The following is an 18,594-nucleotide window of genomic DNA, read 5'->3' as shown; positions in this document are numbered from 1 at the left end:
CCTTTGCCTCGCCCTTGCTAAAAGTGATGCGCGTCCATGCGCCGGCCGATTCCGGCGAGCAGGGCAGGCAACGGGAACCTTCTTTGCAATGACATGGACTGGTGCGGGCGCGCTTTTCATCCTGGTCGCCACTTATGCCGGTGTAGCCGTCGGCCGCATTCCTGGCCTGAGGCTCGACCGTGCCGGCATCGCGCTTCTCGGCGGCGCCGCCATGATCGCCATCGGCGCGATCAGCATCGAGGATGCCTACAAAGCCATCAATTTCGACACCATCACGCTGCTGCTCGGCATGATGATCGTGGTCGCGCATCTGAAGGTTTCGGGCGCGTTTCGGGCGCTTGGCGGCTTCGCCATCGAGCATGCCCATGCACCTTTCATGCTTTTGGTCATGGTGACGCTGTTGACCGGCGTGCTCTCGGCCTTCCTGGTCAACGACGCGATCTGCCTGGTGATGGCGCCGATCGTCGTCCACGTCACACGGGTCATCAACCGCAACCCGGTGCCTTACCTCATCGCCACCTGCACGGCCTCAAACTGCGGCAGCGTCGCCACCATCACCGGCAACCCGCAGAACATGGTGATCGGCGCGCTGTCGGGCATTTCCTATCCGGCCTTCACGCTGGCGCTGGCGCCGGTGGCGCTGTTCGGCCTGCTCTGCGTCATCGTCATCGTGCGTTATGTATACCGCGCCGAATTCTCCCGCCCCGCCGAACTCAGCCCGGAAGTCTATCGCGGCCGCATGCTGCCGGGGCAGGTGCTGAAGGCCACCGTCGTCTGCCTGCTGCTGGCGCTCGCCTTCTTTGCCGGTGTCCCCGTCGCCAAGGCGGCGCTGATTGCCGGCGCTTTCCTGTTGGTCACCCGGGCAATCAAGCCGCGGCGCATCTACCGCGAGATCGACGGGCCGCTGCTTTTCATGTTCGCCGGCTTGTTCGTGGTGGTGGCGGGCGCCGAGCGCACGCTGCTCACGCCCGATATGATCGCCTGGGCGAAGGATTTCGGCCTCGACGATGTCTGGCGGCTCTCCGGCTTCACCGCCCTGCTTTCCAACATCATGAGTAATGTGCCGGCGGTGCTGGCGCTCCGACCCTTCATGCCGGGTCTGGAAAATCCGGAGCGCGCTTGGCTGGTCGTGGCGATGAGCTCGACGCTTGCCGGCAATTTCACGCTGCTCGGCTCGGTTGCCAACCTGATCGTCGCCGAGCAGGCCAAGGCGGCCGGCAAGGAGCTTTCCTTCTCCGCCTTCTTCAAGGTCGGCCTGCCGCTGACGTTGGTCACGCTTCTCGTCGGCACGGCCTGGCTGGCCTTGTCCTGAAGATTGCCTCTCGGACCGCCACAGTCGACGCGCCGGAAGCGTTACGCTCTAAGCTTCGTGGTTGCCCGCCATCCTTGCCCGAACCAGCGTCGCGGCGGCATGGCCGGCGGCGTTGACGTAGTCGGGATTGTGGTGGATCAGCATGCTGGAAAAGGCGCCGTCCATCAAAAGCATGATCTCGCGGGCCAGCATCTTCGCCTCGCCGACATCGTGCTCCGACAGTGCGACGGCCAGCCATTTTTCGAAATTGGTCTTGTGGCGCGCGCCAGCCTTGACCGCTGGATGCCCGGGCATCGCCGCGAGCTCGGCCGCCGTGCGCAAGAACCCGCAGCCCTTCCATTTGGGGTGGCGGGCCACCCGTGCCAGATTGGTGAAGATCGCCTCGACCTTCTTGTCCGCGCCGCCCTCGGCTGCATCGAACCAGCCGGCCATCTGCTCGAGATTGGGCTGGTCGCGGCCGTCGAGATAGGCTGCGATCAGATCGTCCTTGCTCTTGAAATGGTAATAGAGCGTGCGCTTGGTGAGCCCGGCTTTCTCAGCCACCGCGTCGACGCTGACGCGGCCGATGCCTTCGGCATAGAAGAGCTTGGTCGCCGCGTCGACGAGGCGTTTTCGCGTAGGGTTGGCTTTTTCGTTCATCACGTAAGTATACCGACTAGTGAATATACAAGCAACCACAAGTCTGCTCCTTATCGGCCGAACCGCCGGAAAGGAAAAGTCATGACCGAACTTGTGCTGAGCGAGACGCGCGACCGCGTCGCAATCCTCACTCTCAACCGTCCCGAGAAGCTGAACGCGTTGAATTATGCGCTGATCGACCGGCTACTGTCGCTTCTCGACCTGATCGAGACGGACGACGGCGTGCGCGCCGTCATTCTTACCGGGGCAGGGGAGCGCGCGTTCTCCGCCGGCGCCGATATCCACGAATTCTCGTTGAGCGTGGCCGAAGGCGCCGATGTCGCGCTGCGCGATTTCGTGGCTCGCGGCCAGCGCCTGACGGCGCGGCTGGAAGCCTTTCGCAAGCCGGTCATCGCCGCGGTCAACGGCCTGGCTTTCGGCGGCGGCTGTGAGATCACCGAAGCGGTGCCGCTGGCGGTCGCCAGCGACCGCGCGCTGTTCGCCAAGCCGGAAATCAACCTCGCCATGCCGCCTACCTTCGGCGGCACGCAGCGCCTGCCGAGGCTTGCCGGGCGCAAGCGGGCGCTTGAACTGCTTTTGACCGGCGAGGCGTTTTCGCCGCACCGCGCCCTCGAGTTCGGCATTGTCAACAAGGTCGTGCCACATGCCGAATTGATGCCGGAGGCGCATGATCTCGCTCGGCGCATCATTGGCCATTCGCCGGCTGCCGTCGCCGCCATCCTTACCTCGGTCGCCCGCGGCATCAATCACAGCATTGCCGAGGGCTTGCTGGTCGAGGCCGAGCAGTTCGCGCGTATGGCCCCCACGACCGACCTGCGCGAAGGCCTGAGTGCCTGGATCGAGCGGCGCAAGCCGACCTTTGACGGCACATGGACACATGTCACCCGGCCGGCCGAGACAAGACGGGCGGCGCAGCAGCTCGATCGAATGGCAAGCGGGGGATAGGCCGGATGATCGGTCTGGCTCTATGCCACCGCTTTGAGCCGCGCCGGCGCTTGCACGCGCGCGGCCGCCGCCAGCAGGTCGGTCTGGGTGATCAGTCCGAGGATGTGCCGCTCGCTGTCGACAATCACCACGGCATGGYTGCGGCCGTCGGTCAGCACCGGCAGCAGGCTCATCGCCGGCGTGTCGGGCGAGGCTGTGCCGGCTTTCGACATCACCCCTTTCACGGTGTCGGTCGCCCGTGTCAGCTCGCGCAAGCCGACAGCGCCGATGAGACGCCGGTTGGTGTCGACAACCGGCAGGGTGCGGATGTTGTGGTCGATCAGCTGTTTGCGCGCCTCGTCGGCGGAGGCCGTCTCCGTCACCGAGATCACATCGCGGGACATGATGTCCCTGCAAAGCAGCGTGCGTTGCGAACGCACCATCGCCTGCAGTTCGACTTGCCGCAACAGGCGCTCGAGGTCGTCACGATCGATGTCGAAGGTCTCGTCGAGCGCCGAGAGCGCGGCGTCGACATCCTCGGGCCGGAAGCCGACGCGCTCTGCCGGCGGCCGGTCGGCGGTGCCGTGCCCGCTGGCGGCGGGCACATGCACATGCGGATAGTTGCGCCGAGACAGCTTATGGAAGAGGAAGCCTAGCGCTACCAGGATGGTCGAATTCAGCGCCACCGGCACGAAAGGAAATAGGAAGCCCGCGGCGGCAACCGCCGGTCCGCCGAGCACGCCGGTGAGTGCCGCGGCGCCCCCCGGCGGATGCAATGAGCGTGTGAACGACATGGCGGCGATCGCCAGCGCTACCGCAAGGCCGGAGGCTATCACCGTGTCATGCACGAAATGCGCGACCGTCACGCCGACCAGCGCCGAAATCGTGTTGCCGCCGACGATCGACCAGGGCTGCGCCAGCGGGCTCGACGGGACGGCAAAGAGGAGCACGGCGGAAGCGCCCATCGGCGCCACCAGCATCGCCACAAGCGGGCCGCTGCCCATGGCGAGCCCGCTGATCATGCCCGTGAGCGCGATACCGATGGTCGCGCCGATACAGGCAAGCAGCCGTTCGCGAAGCGTCGCGCCGGCAAGGATCGGAACGAAAAGGCGAAACGCCATGGCAGGCCCTGGATCGAACGGGTGGAATTGCGCTGCTCGCAATGCCGCCGAAGTCACGGATTTGGAAGCCAAACCAATCCGTTTCGCCGGCGCTGAGGGGAATATTATTGCGTGATGCGGAACCTGTGGCAGGCCGCCGGCGGCGTTCACTTTGTCAATCGCGTCAAGTTCTTACGAAGGTTTGCGCAATCGGTTTGGCAATTCGTCCGAACGTCCTGGCCTCGGCGAAAACTGCGCTGGTGCGGCGTGCGGCAACCTGCATGGGAGGATCGCTGCAAGGCTAAGCGAGGCGCGGGCGCCTCGCTTTCCGGTGGGGTGATCAAGGGGCCACGTCGACATGGGCTTTCATGTTGGGGTGGAACCGGCAGAAATAGTCGACCGCTCCAGCCGCTGTCAGCGTGACTTTACCTTTCGATTTTGCCGGGATCATCACATCCCAGCCACCTTTGACCGTGGCGGTGTGGGCGAGGATGTCATTGTTCGTCCACTCGATCGTATCGCCGACCTTTGCCTGGACGCTTGCCGGCGAAAAGACCAGCTTGTCGATCGTCACCTCGATGGTCGCCGCGAAGGCCGGCGACGCGAAGAGCGCCGTCGCCAGCATAGGCGCAAGAAGCAGCACCCTCATTTCAGCATGCCGGCGACATGTTCAGCATGCTGCTCATGCCCCTGGAAGATCTTGAGGCCGGTCTCCAGCAGACTCTTCAGCTCGGCATTGCTGGCCGAAGGGATGAGCAGGGTTTCGAGCGCGCTGTCGACCTGCTTGTGATAGGCCACTTCGTTCTCGATATAGGCCTTGTCGAAGGCTGCCCCGTTCAACTTCGCCAGCTTGGCGTGTTCCTCCTTCGCGGCTTTGGTCAGCGCCTTGCTGGTGTCGTTGTCCTCGGGTGTGACCTTCAGCTTCTTCACAAGGTCGAGCGCCTGCTTGTTCACCGCCTCGTGGTCGCGCTCCATGTCCTTGGCGAAGTCGACGATCTCCTTGTTTTTCGACTTCTTGATCGCCAGCTTGGCCGCTTCGATGTCGATCGTGCCGGCCGTGTAGGCGATGTGGGCAATCTGAGGATCGGTGGGCTTTTCGGCGGCTGGCGCCAGCGGCGCCGTGCTCACGAGGAAAAGAGCGGCGAGGGTGGCGGTTGATCGCATGAACATGGCATCTCCTTCGCCCGGCGGCATTGGCCTCGGGCTTCATCTGGTGTTGACTGCCATTGGATGCGGTCGAGAACGAAACGTTCCCGGGAAAAGGTCGGGAGATCGAAATTAAGGCATGTCTCCCGAAAGTGGGAACCGGTTTCGGGATAAAGACATGCGTAAAATCAAAAACGAAAGCGCATGGAGCGAATCTGAAAGACCGCGACGCGCTTCAGGGCTCGAATCCCAGCCTTCTCATCACCGCCTGCGTCAGCCGCTCGCAGCGCCGGCCGGCGAAGGGGAAGGCGTCGAGCAGCACCGGGCCGATCTCGTCGTCCAGCGCCTTTCGCACCAGCGCTCGCGCCCGGTGCAGCCTGGTCTTCACCGTCTCGGGCTTCACGCCCAGCAGGTCGGCGGTTTCCTCGATGCTGAGGCCCTCGATGACTCGGGCGACGAAGACGGTGCGATAGACATCGGGAAGGCTGTCGGTCGCCCGTTCGACAAGCCCGAGGATCTGCCGCTGCGCCATCGTCCGCTCCGGATCGTCACCTGGATTCACGTCGTTTTGGTTCAAGGGAAACCGGATGATCTGCGCTTCCGGATTTCCGGGCATCGCCACGATGCGCTTGCGCTTTCGCAGCCGGCCGAGCGCTTCGTTGATGGCGATGCGCGACAGCCAGGTCGAAAGCGAGGCCTCGCCGCGAAAGGCGCCTAGGCTGCTGAAGGCGCGCATATAGGTTTCCTGCAAGACGTCTTCGGCCTCCGCGTCATTGCGCACGACGCCGCGCGCGATGCGGTAGAGCCGCTGGTTGTGCGTCTTGATGATGGCGCGGAACGCGTCCGGATCGCGCGCAAGCGCCCGGCGCACCAGTGCCATGTCGCCGGCCTCGACCGGGCCGACCTCGGCGGCTTGCATGGCACGCTTTCTCATCTCGTCCAGATCTCCCGGCGGTCGTTACATCCGCATTGGATGCGCCTGCCGGTAAAAGGTTCCCAGGTTGGTTGCGCGGGCCATGCTACCGCTTCGGCCGAGGCCTGTCTGCTGCCCTCGGTCTGTCGCTCTATGGAAGCTCTCGCCGATCAGCCCCGTTACTCGGCGGCGGCCGCCGCGGCCAGGCCGCGGCGAATGTCGGCCTTGAGGTCCTCGACGTCCTCCAGCCCGATCTGCAGCCGGATCAGCGATCCGGCATACGAACCCTTGGCAAGTGTGCGGTCGCCGAGGAAGACCGGAACGGCGAGGCTCTCATAGCCGCCCCAGGAATAGCCGAGCCCGAAGATCCTGAGCGCGTCGAGGAAGGCGTGCTGCGCCTTCTGCCCGCCGCCCTTGAGCACGACCGAGAAGACGCCGCTCGAGCCGCAGAAATCGCGCTTCCAGAGCGCATGGTCGGGATGGCTTTCCAACGCCGGGTGCAGCACTTGCGCGACGCCCGGCTGTTCCTCGAGCCAGCGCGCGATATCGAGCGCGCTCTTGCGGTGATGCTCGAGCCGCACCCCCATGGTGCGCAGGCCCCGCAGCACCTGGTAGACGTCGTCCGGCCCCGAACAGCAGCCCAGCGTGCAGAAGCCGTCATAGAGCTGCTTCCAATAGGTCTCGTTGGCAGAAACCAGCCCGAGCAGCACGTCGGAATGGCCGGCCGGATACTTGGTCGCCGCATGGATGGAGATGTCGACGCCGTGGCCGAGCGGCTTGAAGTAGAGCGGCGTCGCCCAGGTGTTGTCCATCATCACGATGGCGCCCGCTTCATGCGCCGCCTTCGCGATAGCGGGGATATCCTGCACCTCATAGGTGTTCGATCCCGGCGATTCGGTGAACACCACCTTGGTGTTGGGCTTGATCAGCGATGCGATGCCGGCGCCGATGCGCGGCTCGTAATATTCGACCTCGACGCCGAGCCGCTTCAGCATCGTGTCGGCGAAGTGGCGCGTTGGGTGGTAGACGCTGTCGACGATCAACAGGTGATCTCCCGCGGCAAGGAAGGCGAGCAGCGGCACCGTCACCGCGGCGAGACCCGAAGGAACGGCGATGGTTCCGGCCGAGCCTTCCAGCGCATCGACGGCGAGCGTCAGCGCGTCCATCGTCGGCGTGCCGCGCGTGCCGTAAGTGTATTTCTGGCTGCGTCCGGCCATGGATGCCGCGTCTGGATAGAGCACCGTCGAGGCGTGCACGACCGGCGGATTGACGAAGCCGAAATAATCGCGCGGATTGTTGCCGGAATGGGCAAGCAGCGTGTTCATGCCCATTTCGATGCCGTCCTTAGCCATGGTTCGTCGCCCGTCAAATGATGTGAATGAGAGCCATAAAGCGGCGGCAAAGCCCGCGCAACCGCGCCGGGCCCGCCAAAGGCCGGTCTTCCGCTAGGCCAATCCAACGGCGTGCGCGCCCAATAAAGCACTGCTATTGCCGAAGCGGATTCGGCCGCCGGGCTATGGATTCGCAACGACGCAACTTGGCTGATTTGTTCGCATGGCCTGCCGATTTCATGGGCTCTTGTCCGCAATTCAGGCATTTGCGGCAATTGCTTTTCGAACCTCCCCGCATTCGGTCATTTCCCTTGACCTCACAGGAATAATCGCCTTCGATGCGTTTCGTGAATGGGAGGCAGTGCATCGGCAACCGATGCGGGTCCGGGAGTGGCCTTAAGTGGGAAGCTGCATTCACAAACGAAAAAAGATCAAGCGTCGCCTGGCAGCAGGGGCGTCTGTAACAGAAAAAAGGGTCTGTGGGTCATGAAACACATTGCAATCGGCATCCTAGGCGCCGCCGCGCTAGGGTTCATGGCGTCCGCCGCTTCGGCCGGCACGCTCGACACCGTCAAGCAGAAGGGCTTCATCCAGTGCGGCGTTTCGACCGGCCTCGCCGGCTTCTCGGCGCCGGACGACAAGGGCGAGTGGAAGGGCATCGACGCCGACTTCTGCCGCGCCGTCGCGGCCGCCGTCTTCGGTGATGCCTCCAAGGTCAAGTTCACGCCGCTCAGCGCCAAGGAGCGTTTCACCGCGCTTCAGTCGGGCGAGATCGACATCCTGTCGCGCAACACCACCTGGACCAGCAACCGCGACAGCGCGCTCGGCCTCGATTTCGTCGGCGTCACCTACTATGACGGCCAGGGCTTCATGATCAACGCCAAGAAGCTGCCGGGCGTGAACTCCGCGCTGCAGCTTTCGGGCGCCGCCGTCTGCGTGCAGAGCGGCACCACGACCGAGCTCAACCTTGCCGACTACTTCAAGAAGAACAAGATGGAATACAACCCCGTCGTGTTCGAGAAGCTGGAAGAGGTCAACGCCGCCTATGACGCAGGCCGCTGCGATGCTTACACCACCGACCAGTCCGGCCTTTACGGTATCCGCCTGACACTGTCCTCGCCGGCCGATCACGTCGTGCTGCCCGAGATCATCTCCAAGGAGCCGCTCGGCCCGGCCGTGCGCCAGGGCGACGACCAGTGGGCGCATATCGCGCGCTGGACCTATTTTGCGCTGCTCAACGCCGAAGAAGCCGGCATCACCCAGGCGAATGTCGACGAGATGAAGACGTCGACCGACCCGAACATCCAGCGTATCCTCGGCACAGAGCCTGACGGCAAGTATGGCGCCGATCTCGGCCTCTCCAACGACTGGGTCGTCAATATCGTCAAGGCCGTCGGAAACTACGGTGAAATGTTCGAGCGCAATGTCGGCTCGGGCAGCCCGCTCAAGATCGCGCGCGGCATCAACGCGCTGTGGACCAAGGGCGGCCTGCAATACGGTCCGCCGATCCGCTGATTGAAACGTGATCCGGGAGGCAGGTCACCTGCCTCCCGGTTTCTCTTTCCAGGGGACGGTCCATGGCTTCGCAGGAAATCCTTCGCGAGGGGTCGAGCCGCGGCTCCTTCATCAATGACCCGAGAATACGCGGCCTGTTCTTCCAGACGCTGGTTGTGATTCTGCTGTTTGGTTCGATCTGGTGGATCGTTCACAATGTGATCGAAAACCTCCAGCGCCTGCACATCGCGTCAGGCTTCGGTTTCCTGAAAAGCAGGGCCGGTTTCGACATTTCCGACACGCCGATCGCCTACACGTCCGATTCGACCTATTTCCGCGCGCTGGTCGTCGGTTTGCTCAACACGATCATCGTTGCCGTCGCAGGCATCGTGCTTGCCACTATCGTGGGCTTCACCATCGGCATCGGCCGCCTGTCAAACAACTGGCTGATCCGCAAGATCTGCACGGTCTATGTCGAGATCTTCCGCAACATTCCGCCGCTGCTGGTCATCTTCTTCTGGTATTCCGGCGTGCTCGCAGTGCTGCCGCCACCGCGCGAGAGCATCCATCTGCCCCTCGGCTCCTTCCTCAACCAGCGTGGTTTCTATCTGCCGCGCGCCGTCTGGGGAGATGGCTCCTGGCTGATCGGCGTCGCATTGCTGCTCGCCATCGCGATGACCTGGTTCGTCGCCCACAGGGCGCGACAGCGGCAGCGGGCGACCGGCCAGCAATTCCCGGTGTTCTGGACCTCCGTTGCGCTTATTGTCGGCCTGCCGGTGCTCGCCTTTCTGCTTGCCGGCATGCCGCTCACCTTCGATTTCCCAAAGCAGTCGACCTTCAACCTGACCGGCGGCTTCTGGATCAAGCCGGAGTTCCTGTCGCTGCTGCTGGCGTTGTCCTTCTACACGGCGGCCTTCATCGCCGAGATCGTGCGCGCCGGCATCAGGGGCGTCAGCAAGGGCCAGAGTGAAGCAGCGGCCGCGCTCGGCCTGCGTTCCGGCCCGATCTTGCGGCTGGTGGTCATCCCGCAGGCGATGCGCATCGTCATCCCGCCGCTCACCAGCCAGTATCTCAACCTGACCAAGAACTCCTCGCTGGCGATCGCCATCGGTTATCCCGATCTCACCGCCACCGCCGGCACCGTGCTGAACCAGACCGGGCAGGCGGTCGAGGGCGTGTTCATCATGATGATCGCTTATCTGGTGCTCAGTCTCGTGACGTCCTTTGTCATGAACATTGTCAACGCCAGAATGGCGCTGGTGGAGAGGTAGGGCCATGCAGGAACATGATATGTCCTGGGTGCGCGCCGAGATGGCGCTTGCGCAGCCGGCCCCGCCTACCGAACGCGGCGCCTATGCCTGGGTGCGTAAGAACCTGATCGGGTCGGTCGGCGACACCATCCTGACGGTGTTGGGCATCGCCATCGTGCTCTGGGTCTTGCCGCAAATCATCAACTGGGCCTTCATCAACGCCGTTTGGACCGGCCCGGACCGCACGGTATGCACGACCGCTTCGCAGGGCGGCATCCAACCCGACGGTTGGACCGGCGCCTGCTGGGCTTTCGTCAACGCCAAGTTCGGCCAGTTCATGTTCGGCACCTATCCCATCGAGGAGCGTTGGCGGCCGATCCTTGTCGCCATCCTGTTCGTGGCGCTGCTGGTGCCGATGCTGATCCCGCGCGTGCCGCGCAAGGGGTTGAACGCGATCCTGCTCTTCGTGGCGCTGCCCATCGTCGCCTTCTTCCTGCTGGTCGGCGGCATGTTCGGCCTGCCGCATGTCGAAACCCCGCGCTGGGGCGGGTTGCTGGTCACGCTCAGCCTGTCTTTCGTCGGCATTGCCGTGTCGCTGCCTTTGGGCATCGTGCTGGCGCTCGGTCGGCGTTCGAAGATGCCGATCATCAAATGGCTGTGCGTCGTCTTCATCGAGACGGTGCGCGGCATTCCGCTGATCACGGTGCTGTTCTTCGCCAGCGTCATGCTGCCGCTGTTCCTGCCTGCGGGCGTCACCTTCGACAAATACCTGCGGGCGCTGATCGGCGTGTCGCTGTTTGCCGCCGCCTATATGGCCGAAGTGGTGCGCGGCGGCCTGCAGGCGATCCCCAAGGGCCAGTATGAAGGCGCCGACTCGCTCGGCCTTGGCTACTGGCAGAAGATGGGCCTGATCGTGCTGCCGCAGGCGCTCAAGCTGGTCATCCCAGGCATCGTCAACACCTTCATCGGCATGCTCAAGGACACCAGTCTGGTCCTGATCATCTCGATGTTCGACCTGCTCGGCGTGGTGAAGCAGAACTTCGCCGACCCGAACTGGGCAACGCCCCAGACCCCGAAGTCCGGCCTGATCTTTGCCGCCTTCGTTTTCTGGCTGTTGTGCTTCGGCATGTCGCGCTATTCAATGTACACCGAACGCCGGCTCGATACCGGCTACAAACGCTGATGCGTGTCCCAAAACTGTGGAGCGGTTTTGGGGCATGTATCAAGAACAACGATAAGGGGAATTGGCCATGGCCACCGAAAACGCCGTCAGCGCGGAAGACCTCAAGGTCAACGCCGGAAAGATGCATGTCTCAACCACCGATGTCGCCATCGACATCGTCGGCATGCACAAATGGTACGGCGAGTTCCATGTGCTGAAGGATATCAACCTCAAGGTGATGCGCGGCGAGCGTATCGTCATCTGCGGCCCGTCCGGCTCCGGCAAATCGACCATGATCCGCTGCATCAACCGGCTGGAGGAGCACCAGAAGGGCAAGATCATCGTCGACGGCAAGGAACTCACCAACGATCTGAAGAAGATCGACGAAGTGCGCCGCGAGGTCGGCATGGTGTTTCAGCACTTCAACCTGTTCCCGCACCTCACCATCCTGGAGAACTGCACGCTGGCGCCGATCTGGGTGCGCAAGATGCCGAAGAAGCAGGCCGAGGAAATTGCCATGCATTTCCTCAAGCGCGTCAAGATTCCGGAACAGGCCAATAAATATCCTGGACAGCTATCCGGCGGCCAGCAGCAGCGCGTGGCGATCGCCCGTTCGCTCTGCATGAATCCGCGCATCATGCTGTTCGACGAACCGACCTCGGCGCTCGATCCCGAAATGATCAAGGAAGTGCTGGAGACGATGGTTGGCCTTGCCGAGGAAGGCATGACCATGCTGTGCGTCACCCATGAGATGGGCTTTGCCCGCAAGGTTGCCAACAGGGTGATCTTCATGGATCAGGGCCAGATCGTCGAGCAGAACACGCCGGCCGAGTTCTTCGATCATCCGCGCCACGAGCGCACGAAGCTGTTCCTGTCGCAGATCCTGCACTGAGGCGGCGCCTCCGCTCCGTCATTCTAGGGCGGAGCAAGGAGCGAAGTGACGCGGCGCAGACCCTGGAATCCATGCCGTGACGCTAAGGCGTTGCGACGGTTCAGAATTCTGCCCCGCCGCGCTTGGGTCGAGGTCACGGCACGGATCCTCGGGTCAAGCCCGAGGATGACGAAGTCATGAGGCGACCGGCTTACCCTCCCTGATGCGGAAATTCCTGCGATATCTGGCAATGCTCGTAGGAGCCGTGTTTCTTGCCGCCGCGCTCGGCACGGTGGTGCCGCGCCCGCTCTGGCCCGCGGCAATGGCCGAAGGCGAGGGGACACGGCACATCCTTGTGCTGAAGAATCCGATCCACACCGACATCGCCGTGCCCCTCGATGACGACGTGCGCCGGCGCTTCGCCTTCTTGGCCTCGGCCGGCCTGCCCGTCGATGCGCCGGAGGCGCGCTATATCGTCCTCGGCTGGGGCGGGCGCGCCTTCTATCTGGAGACTCCGACATGGTCGCAGCTGAAGGCCGAGCCGGTGTTGAAGGCGCTGACCGTCGACGCCTCGGTCATGCATGTCGATGTCGCCGGCGCGATCAAGGAGCCGCACCCGGATGTTGCAGGTTTCGACATCGACGAGGCGCACTTTGCAGCTCTGCTCGACTACATCGCCGCGAGCTTCCAGCAGGGGCCGAATGGACCGATGGTGGTCGAGAACGCAGGCTATTCAACCTATGACCGCTTCTACGAAGCTAACGGCCATTTCAACGCGCTGGTTGGCTGCAACACCTGGACGGCGGCGGGACTGCGCGTGGCCGGCATCCGCACGGGATGGTGGAACCCGCTGCCGGTGTCGCTGTGGTGGTCGATGGGATTGTATGACTGAGGCTGATGGGAACCTGCAAACGCTACGCTCCGTCACACCGCCGACCTATCTGGTCAGTCGTTCGTCGACGATACCCTATCGCCGCACAACCTTCCGCTCTTCCCATCCGTAGAGCCAGTCCAGGTCTGCCGCGAGCTTCTCCGCTGGCCGCGTCGCCAGCACCAGGTTGCGGGCGATCGCCACCGGCCCCCAGGCGTGCCAGGCCAGCCGGTTGAGCGCGCCGCGTTTCAGCACTCTTTCGACGCGCGGTCGCCTGAGGTTTTCCCAGACGGTGAGGCTCTGAGTTGGATCGCCGGGGAAGTCGGCGATCAGATTGGCCAACATCGACGCGTCCTCGATCCCCATGGCCGCGCCCTGCGCCGCGAAAGGCGTCATCGCATGCGCTGCGTCGCCGATCAGCGCGATGCCTTGCGGGGCCGTCCAGCGCTGTTGCTGGACGGTGTGCATTGGAAACGCTGTCCACGGCCCTGCCAGCGCGACGAGCCTTGCGAGCATCGCTGCGGTGTCATGCACGGCCTTGGACAGGATGGCCGGGTCTGCATGACCCGACCAGCCTTCGGCGATGCGTTCGCCCTTGGTGAAGGCGGCGAGGTTGACGGCGCGGCCTTTGCTCACCGGATAGGCGACCATATGGAAGCCGGGATGCAGGAAGGTGGTGACGCAGTCCGCCGAGCCGATCTCGGCGAAAGTCTGCCCAGCGGCGCTTTCGGCCGCCACCGTGGCCCGCCAGGCCAGTCGGCCCGAGAAACGGCTTTTCATGAAAGCCGCTTGCCTGCCTGCAAGCTCTGCGCGAACCGAGGACCATACGCCGTCCGCTCCGACCAGCAGGCCGCCCGCGACATCCGTCGCTTTGCCGTCGGTCTCGACCGTCGCGCTTATGCCTTGCGGGTCGACGGCGATGCCCGTCACCCGCGCGCCGGTGACAAGCTCGATGTCGGGCCGTTCCGCCACTGCCTCCATCAGCGCCGCCTGAAGGTCGGCGCGGTGCGCCACGAGATAAGGCGCGCCCCAGCGCTGCTCGGCTGCCTGTCCGAGCGGCACGCGCGCCAGCTCGCGCAGGCTTCTCGCATCCTTCAGCACCACCGCTTGCGGCCGGATCGCCTCGGGCAGCAGGCGCTCGAGCACGCCGAGCCGGCGCAGGATGCGGGTCGCGTTGGGGGAAAGCTGGAGGCCGGCGCCGGCCGCTTCGAGTTGCCTGGCCTGCTCGAACAGTCTTACCGGGAAGCCGCGCTCGGCGAAGGCAAGTGCTRCCGTCAGYCCGGCGATGCCAGCCCCGACGATGACGATCTGCCGGGACCGCGTTTCAGTCATGGTCGAAAGGGGGCGATCAGGCGGCCTGGTCGACATAGAGGCAGCCGGCCGGCTGCGTTTCCGTCGCTTTCAGCGATGGCGAATAGCGATAGAGCGTCGAGCAGTAGGGGCAGACCTTCTCATTGTCGTCGCCCATGTCGAGGAACACATGCGGATGGTCGAAAGGCGGGTTGGCGCCGGTGCACATGAATTCCTTGACGCCGATCTCGATGACCGGATGGCCCGCGTCGTTTTGGAAATGGGGAATGCTGCCGCCTGCCATCGTCGTCTCCAATTGGGTTCGGCCAGTGGGTGTGACCAGCCTGCATCTGGAGCATAACAGCCCAGTTTGCAAGATCGATGAAATCAAACTGTCGCAAAAGCCTGTCAGAGGATAAGTTGAGCCGGTTAAGCGCATGAGGCCGGGCGTCGGAGCGATTCCGTGACGATCATGCGTCACAAAGACATGCTAGAGCGTCGCCGAACGGCAATATGCGGCGCTCCCCAGGGACGGTTGCGGGCAAGAGCGGGAAACCATGAACGAACTGAAGCCGGTGCAGAGCGAGTTCATCACCGTCGAGGCGGCCAGCCCGGACGGCGGCAATCCCGACCGTTTCGTCAACCGCGAATTCTCCTGGCTGCAATTCAACCGCCGCGTGCTGGAAGAATCGCTGAACCAGCATCATCCGCTGCTCGAACGCGTCCGTTTCCTGTCGATCTCGGCCGCCAATCTCGATGAATTCTTCATGGTGCGCGTCGCCGGCCTTRCCGGCCAGGTGCGCGAGGGCATCGCGCTGAAGAGCCCGGACGGCCGCACGCCCGAGCAGCAGCTCGAGCAATTGCTGCGCGAGGTCGAGCGCCTGCAGGAAGACCAGCAGAAGAGCCTCTCGGCGCTGATGACCCTGCTCAACAAGGAAGGCATCGAAAGCATCACCCGCGACGCGCTCACCAAGGACGAGAAGGCCTGGCTGGAAGAGCATTTCCAGGAGCAGGTCTTCCCGGTGCTGACGCCGCTGTCGATCGATCCGGCGCATCCGTTCCCGTTCATCCCCAATCTAGGCTTCTCGATCGCGCTGCAACTGCGCCACCGCAAGAACGGCGAGGAGATGAGCGCGCTCTTGCGCCTGCCGGTGGCGCTCAGGCGCTTCATCCGCTTGCCCGACCGCAAGCACCATGTGCGGTTCATTCCGCTGGAGGAGGCGGTCGGCATCTATATCGGCAAGCTTTTCCCAGGCTACGAGGTCAAGGGCTCCGGCACGTTCCGTATCATCCGCGACAGCGATATCGAGGTCGAGGAAGAGTCGGAAGATCTCGTGCGCCTGTTCGAGACGGCGCTGAAGCGGCGCCGGCGAGGTTCGGTGATCCGCATCGAATTCGACACGCTGATGCCGGCCGAGCTGCGCGATTTCGTCGCCGGYGAACTCGGCGTCTCGTCGAGCCGCATCAGCGTGCTCACCGGCCCGCTTGCGCTCAACCAGATTTCCGAAATCGTCGCCATTCCGCGCGACGATCTGAAATTCACGCCCTACAATCCACGCTTCCCCGAGCGCATCCGCGAGCATGGCGGCGACTGCCTTGCCGCCATCCGCGAGAAGGACATCATCGTCCACCACCCCTATGAATCCTTTGACGTGGTGGTGCAGTTCCTGCGCCAGGCGGCGGCGGATTCGGAAGTGGTGGCGATCAAGCAGACGCTCTATCGCACCTCCAACGACAGCCCGATCGTGCGCGCCCTGATCGACGCCGCCGAGACCGGCAAGTCGGTGACGGCGCTCGTCGAGCTCAAGGCGCGCTTCGACGAGGAGGCCAACATCCGCTGGGCGCGCGACCTCGAACGCGCCGGCGTGCAGGTCGTGTTCGGCTTCCTCGAATTGAAGACGCACGCCAAGATGTCGCTGGTGGTGCGCCGCGAGGATGGCAAGCTGCGCAATTACGTGCACCTCGGCACCGGCAACTACCACCCGGTCACCGCCCGCATCTACACCGATCTGTCCTTCTTCACCACCGATCCCGCGATCGCGCGCGATGTCGCGCAAATCTTCAACTTCATCACCGGTTATGCCGAACCGGCCGAGGAGATGCGGCTTGCCGTGTCGCCTTTCACGCTGCGCAAGCGCATCCTCAAGCACATCGCCGAGGAAATCGTCCACGCGCGCGAAGGCCGGCCGGCGCGCATCTGGATGAAGATGAATGCGCTGGTCGATCCGATCGTCATCGATGCGCTTTACGACGCCAGCCGCGCAGGCGTCGAGATTGACCTCGTCGTGCGCGGCATCTGCTGCCTGAGGCCGCAGGTGCCGGGCCTTTCCGAGAACATAAGGGTCAAATCGATCGTCGGCCGTTTCCTCGAGCACAGCCGCATCTTCTGCTTCGGCAACGGCCACGGCCTGCCGTCGGACGAGGCGATCGTCTACATCTCGTCCGCCGACATGATGCCGCGCAATCTCGACCGCCGCGTCGAGACCCTGGTGCCGATCACCAATCCAACTGTGCATGAACAGGTGCTTGGTCAGATCATGCTGGGCAATGTCATGGACAACCAGCAAAGTTTCGACGTATTGGCTGACGGCACCTCCCGGCGCGTTGTGCTGGAAGAGGGTGAGGAACCGTTCAACGCGCAGGAATATTTCATGACCAATCCGAGCCTCTCCGGACGGGGCGACGCGCTGAAATCGCATGCGCCCAAGCGCATCGCCCAGTTCAAGCGCCGCAAGAAGAACGGCGCCGCGTGATCGCAGTTTCCCAGGGCCGGCTTCAGGACCGGCGACCGCTGTCGATCATCGATATCGGATCGAACTCGATCCGCCTTGTCGTCTATGAGGGGCTGGCGCGCTCGCCCACGCTTCTGTTCAACGAGAAGATGCTGGCCGGCCTCGGCCGCGGCATCGTTTCGACGGGCAAGCTCGACCCCGAGGCGGTGACGCGCTCGATGGAGGAATTCCGCCGGTTCCGCGCGCTGTCGGATCAAGCGGGCGCGGAGCACATCTATGTTCTGGCCACCGCCGCGGCGCGCGAGGCCGGCAACGGCCCCGATTTCATCCATCGCGCCGAGGATGTGCTGAAGACCGAGATCCGCGTGCTCACTGGCCGCCAGGAGGCTTATTATTCGGCACTCGGCGTCATTTCCGGCTTCCATCCGGCAAACGGCATCGCCGGCGACCTTGGCGGCGGCAGCCTTGAGCTGATCGACATCAATCGCGAGGCGATCGGCGACGGCATCACGCTGCCGCTCGGCGGTCTGCGCCTGCAGGACATGGCGAAGAACTCGCTGGCGCAGGCCCAGAAGATCGCGCGCCAGGAACTGGCGCGGGCAAAGCTGCTCAAGGGCGGGCAGGGCAGGGTCTTCTATGCCGTCGGCGGCACCTGGCGAAACCTCGCCAGGCTGCATATGGAGATGACCAACTATCCGCTCGGYGTCATGCATCACTACGAGATTTCGGCCGACAGCGCGCAGGCGTTCCTGAAGCAGGTGGCCAAGGGCGAGGTCGAGAAGGTGCGCGGCATCGAGGGCGTCTCCAAGAACCGCCGTTCGCTTCTGCCCTATGGCGCGGTGGTGCTCCAGGAGATCATGGCGGCGATGCAGCCCTCGAAGATCGTCGTTTCGGCGCAGGGCGTGCGCGAGGGCTTCCTCTATTCGCTGCTCGACGCCGAGGAGCAGAAAGCCGACCCGCTGATCTCGGCCGCCGAGGAACTGGCGCTGTTGCGCTCGCGCTCGGTACACCATGCGCACGATCTGGTCGAATGGACCGGAACGGCGTTCAAGGCCTTCGGCATCGACGAGACAGAGGACGAGGCGCGCTATCGCCATGCCGCCTGCCTGCTCGCCGATATCGGCTGGCGCGCGCACCCGGAATACCGTGGCAGGCAGTCGCTCAATATCATCGCGCATGCCTCCTTCATCGGCGTCGATCACCCCGGCCGCGCCTATCTGGCCCTGGCCAACGCCTATCGCCATGACGGCATCTTCAACGACGGCATCGCGCCGGAGATCAAGGCGCTGGCGCCGCCGCGTCTGCTCGAGCGCGCCCGCGTGCTGGCGGCGATGATGCGTGTGGTCTATCTCCTCACCGCTGCAATGCCGGGCGTCATGCCGAGGCTGAAATGGGAAAGCCGCGGCAACGGTGCGCTGGCGCTGGTGCTGCCTGCCTCGCTCGCCGACCTCTATGGCGAGCGGCCTGGGGGCCGGCTGGCGCAGCTCGCGCGCATCACCAACCGCCGCCTGGTGCTGGCGGTGGAGGGCGGACCAAGTGTCTCGGTAAAATAGGCGTTT

17 protein-coding genes are annotated in these 18,594 nt (G+C 63.9%); 9 read left to right on the top strand and 8 right to left on the bottom strand.

Annotated elements, in window-relative coordinates; genetic code table 11:
* Positions 1-88: 88 nt before the first annotated feature.
* Positions 89-1,312: an anion transporter gene (locus LCM4577_RS19010; RefSeq protein WP_071072837.1), complete on the top strand. Its 1,224-nt coding sequence runs from the start codon at positions 89-91 to the stop codon at positions 1,310-1,312.
* A gap of 48 nt (positions 1,313-1,360) precedes the next feature.
* Here the strand turns inward: LCM4577_RS19010 and LCM4577_RS19005 are convergent, their stop codons facing one another.
* Entirely contained in the window at positions 1,361-1,951 is a 591-nt protein-coding gene (locus LCM4577_RS19005) for a TetR/AcrR family transcriptional regulator (RefSeq protein ID WP_071035002.1), read from the bottom strand.
* Positions 1,952-2,032: 81 nt separating this feature from the next.
* Here LCM4577_RS19005 and LCM4577_RS19000 point away from each other — a divergent pair, with 81 nt between their 5' ends.
* Positions 2,033-2,896 (top strand): crotonase/enoyl-CoA hydratase family protein, encoded by an 864-nt coding sequence (locus LCM4577_RS19000; RefSeq protein WP_071072835.1) that lies wholly within the window; start codon positions 2,033-2,035, stop codon positions 2,894-2,896.
* A 20-nt stretch (positions 2,897-2,916) separates the two neighbouring features.
* Here the strand turns inward: LCM4577_RS19000 and LCM4577_RS18995 are convergent, their stop codons facing one another.
* From LCM4577_RS18995 to LCM4577_RS18975, 5 genes are all read right to left on the bottom strand, one after another.
* Positions 2,917-3,996, bottom strand: coding sequence for an HPP family protein (locus LCM4577_RS18995; protein ID WP_071072833.1), 1,080 nt, complete (start codon positions 3,994-3,996; stop codon positions 2,917-2,919).
* A 319-nt stretch (positions 3,997-4,315) separates the two neighbouring features.
* The gene (locus tag LCM4577_RS18990; protein WP_071072830.1) at positions 4,316-4,624 is read right to left on the bottom strand and encodes a cupredoxin family copper-binding protein; all 309 of its coding nucleotides are present in this window, start codon (positions 4,622-4,624) and stop codon (positions 4,316-4,318) included.
* Positions 4,621-5,145 carry a DUF4142 domain-containing protein gene (locus LCM4577_RS18985; RefSeq protein WP_071072857.1) on the bottom strand — a complete coding sequence of 175 codons (525 nt, stop codon included), beginning with the start codon at positions 5,143-5,145 and terminating at the stop codon, positions 4,621-4,623. Before LCM4577_RS18985 ends, LCM4577_RS18990 begins: the two co-directional genes overlap by 4 nt.
* A 211-nt stretch (positions 5,146-5,356) precedes the next feature.
* Entirely contained in the window at positions 5,357-6,055 is a 699-nt protein-coding gene (locus LCM4577_RS18980; protein ID WP_244508373.1) for an RNA polymerase sigma factor, read from the bottom strand.
* Positions 6,056-6,213: 158 nt separating this feature from the next.
* Positions 6,214-7,386, bottom strand: coding sequence for a cystathionine beta-lyase (locus tag LCM4577_RS18975; RefSeq protein WP_071034998.1), 1,173 nt, complete (start codon positions 7,384-7,386; stop codon positions 6,214-6,216).
* A gap of 465 nt (positions 7,387-7,851) precedes the next feature.
* Between LCM4577_RS18975 and LCM4577_RS18970 the strand changes: the two genes are divergently transcribed.
* From LCM4577_RS18970 to LCM4577_RS18950, 5 genes are all read left to right on the top strand, one after another.
* Positions 7,852-8,880: an amino acid ABC transporter substrate-binding protein gene (locus tag LCM4577_RS18970; protein WP_040980862.1), complete on the top strand. Its 1,029-nt coding sequence runs from the start codon at positions 7,852-7,854 to the stop codon at positions 8,878-8,880.
* Between the two features lie 62 nt (positions 8,881-8,942).
* Positions 8,943-10,130, top strand: a complete 1,188-nt coding sequence (locus LCM4577_RS18965; protein WP_040980864.1) for an amino acid ABC transporter permease — start codon at positions 8,943-8,945, stop codon at positions 10,128-10,130.
* 4 nt (positions 10,131-10,134) lie between these two features.
* Positions 10,135-11,292: an amino acid ABC transporter permease gene (locus tag LCM4577_RS18960; protein WP_040980866.1), complete on the top strand. Its 1,158-nt coding sequence runs from the start codon at positions 10,135-10,137 to the stop codon at positions 11,290-11,292.
* Positions 11,293-11,359: 67 nt separating this feature from the next.
* Positions 11,360-12,163 (top strand): amino acid ABC transporter ATP-binding protein, encoded by an 804-nt coding sequence (locus LCM4577_RS18955; protein ID WP_052457670.1) that lies wholly within the window; start codon positions 11,360-11,362, stop codon positions 12,161-12,163.
* A 229-nt stretch (positions 12,164-12,392) separates the two neighbouring features.
* Positions 12,393-13,034 carry a TIGR02117 family protein gene (locus LCM4577_RS18950; protein ID WP_371410060.1) on the top strand — a complete coding sequence of 214 codons (642 nt, stop codon included), beginning with the start codon at positions 12,393-12,395 and terminating at the stop codon, positions 13,032-13,034.
* Between the two features lie 75 nt (positions 13,035-13,109).
* Here the strand turns inward: LCM4577_RS18950 and LCM4577_RS18945 are convergent, their stop codons facing one another.
* On the bottom strand, positions 13,110-14,345 hold the full coding sequence (locus tag LCM4577_RS18945) for an FAD-dependent monooxygenase (protein ID WP_071072855.1): 1,236 nt from the start codon (positions 14,343-14,345) through the stop codon (positions 13,110-13,112).
* A gap of 16 nt (positions 14,346-14,361) precedes the next feature.
* The gene (locus tag LCM4577_RS18940) at positions 14,362-14,607 is read right to left on the bottom strand and encodes a zinc-finger domain-containing protein (RefSeq protein ID WP_027169907.1); all 246 of its coding nucleotides are present in this window, start codon (positions 14,605-14,607) and stop codon (positions 14,362-14,364) included.
* A 253-nt stretch (positions 14,608-14,860) separates the two neighbouring features.
* On the opposite strand from LCM4577_RS18940, the gene LCM4577_RS18935 reads away from it, so the two are divergent.
* Together LCM4577_RS18935 and ppx are read left to right on the top strand one after the other, a co-directional pair.
* Positions 14,861-17,056, top strand: coding sequence for an RNA degradosome polyphosphate kinase (locus tag LCM4577_RS18935; protein WP_071072827.1), 2,196 nt, complete (start codon positions 14,861-14,863; stop codon positions 17,054-17,056).
* Positions 17,053-18,588: an exopolyphosphatase gene (gene ppx / locus LCM4577_RS18930; protein WP_071072825.1), complete on the top strand. Its 1,536-nt coding sequence runs from the start codon at positions 17,053-17,055 to the stop codon at positions 18,586-18,588. The genes LCM4577_RS18935 and ppx overlap by 4 nt, the downstream gene beginning before the upstream one ends.
* Positions 18,589-18,594: the final 6 nt, after the last annotated feature.

The organism is Mesorhizobium sp. LCM 4577, assembly GCF_001854795.2.
Taxonomy (GTDB): Bacteria; Pseudomonadota; Alphaproteobacteria; order Rhizobiales; family Rhizobiaceae; genus Mesorhizobium; species Mesorhizobium plurifarium.
This window is presented reverse-complemented; position numbering and strand designations above follow the sequence as displayed.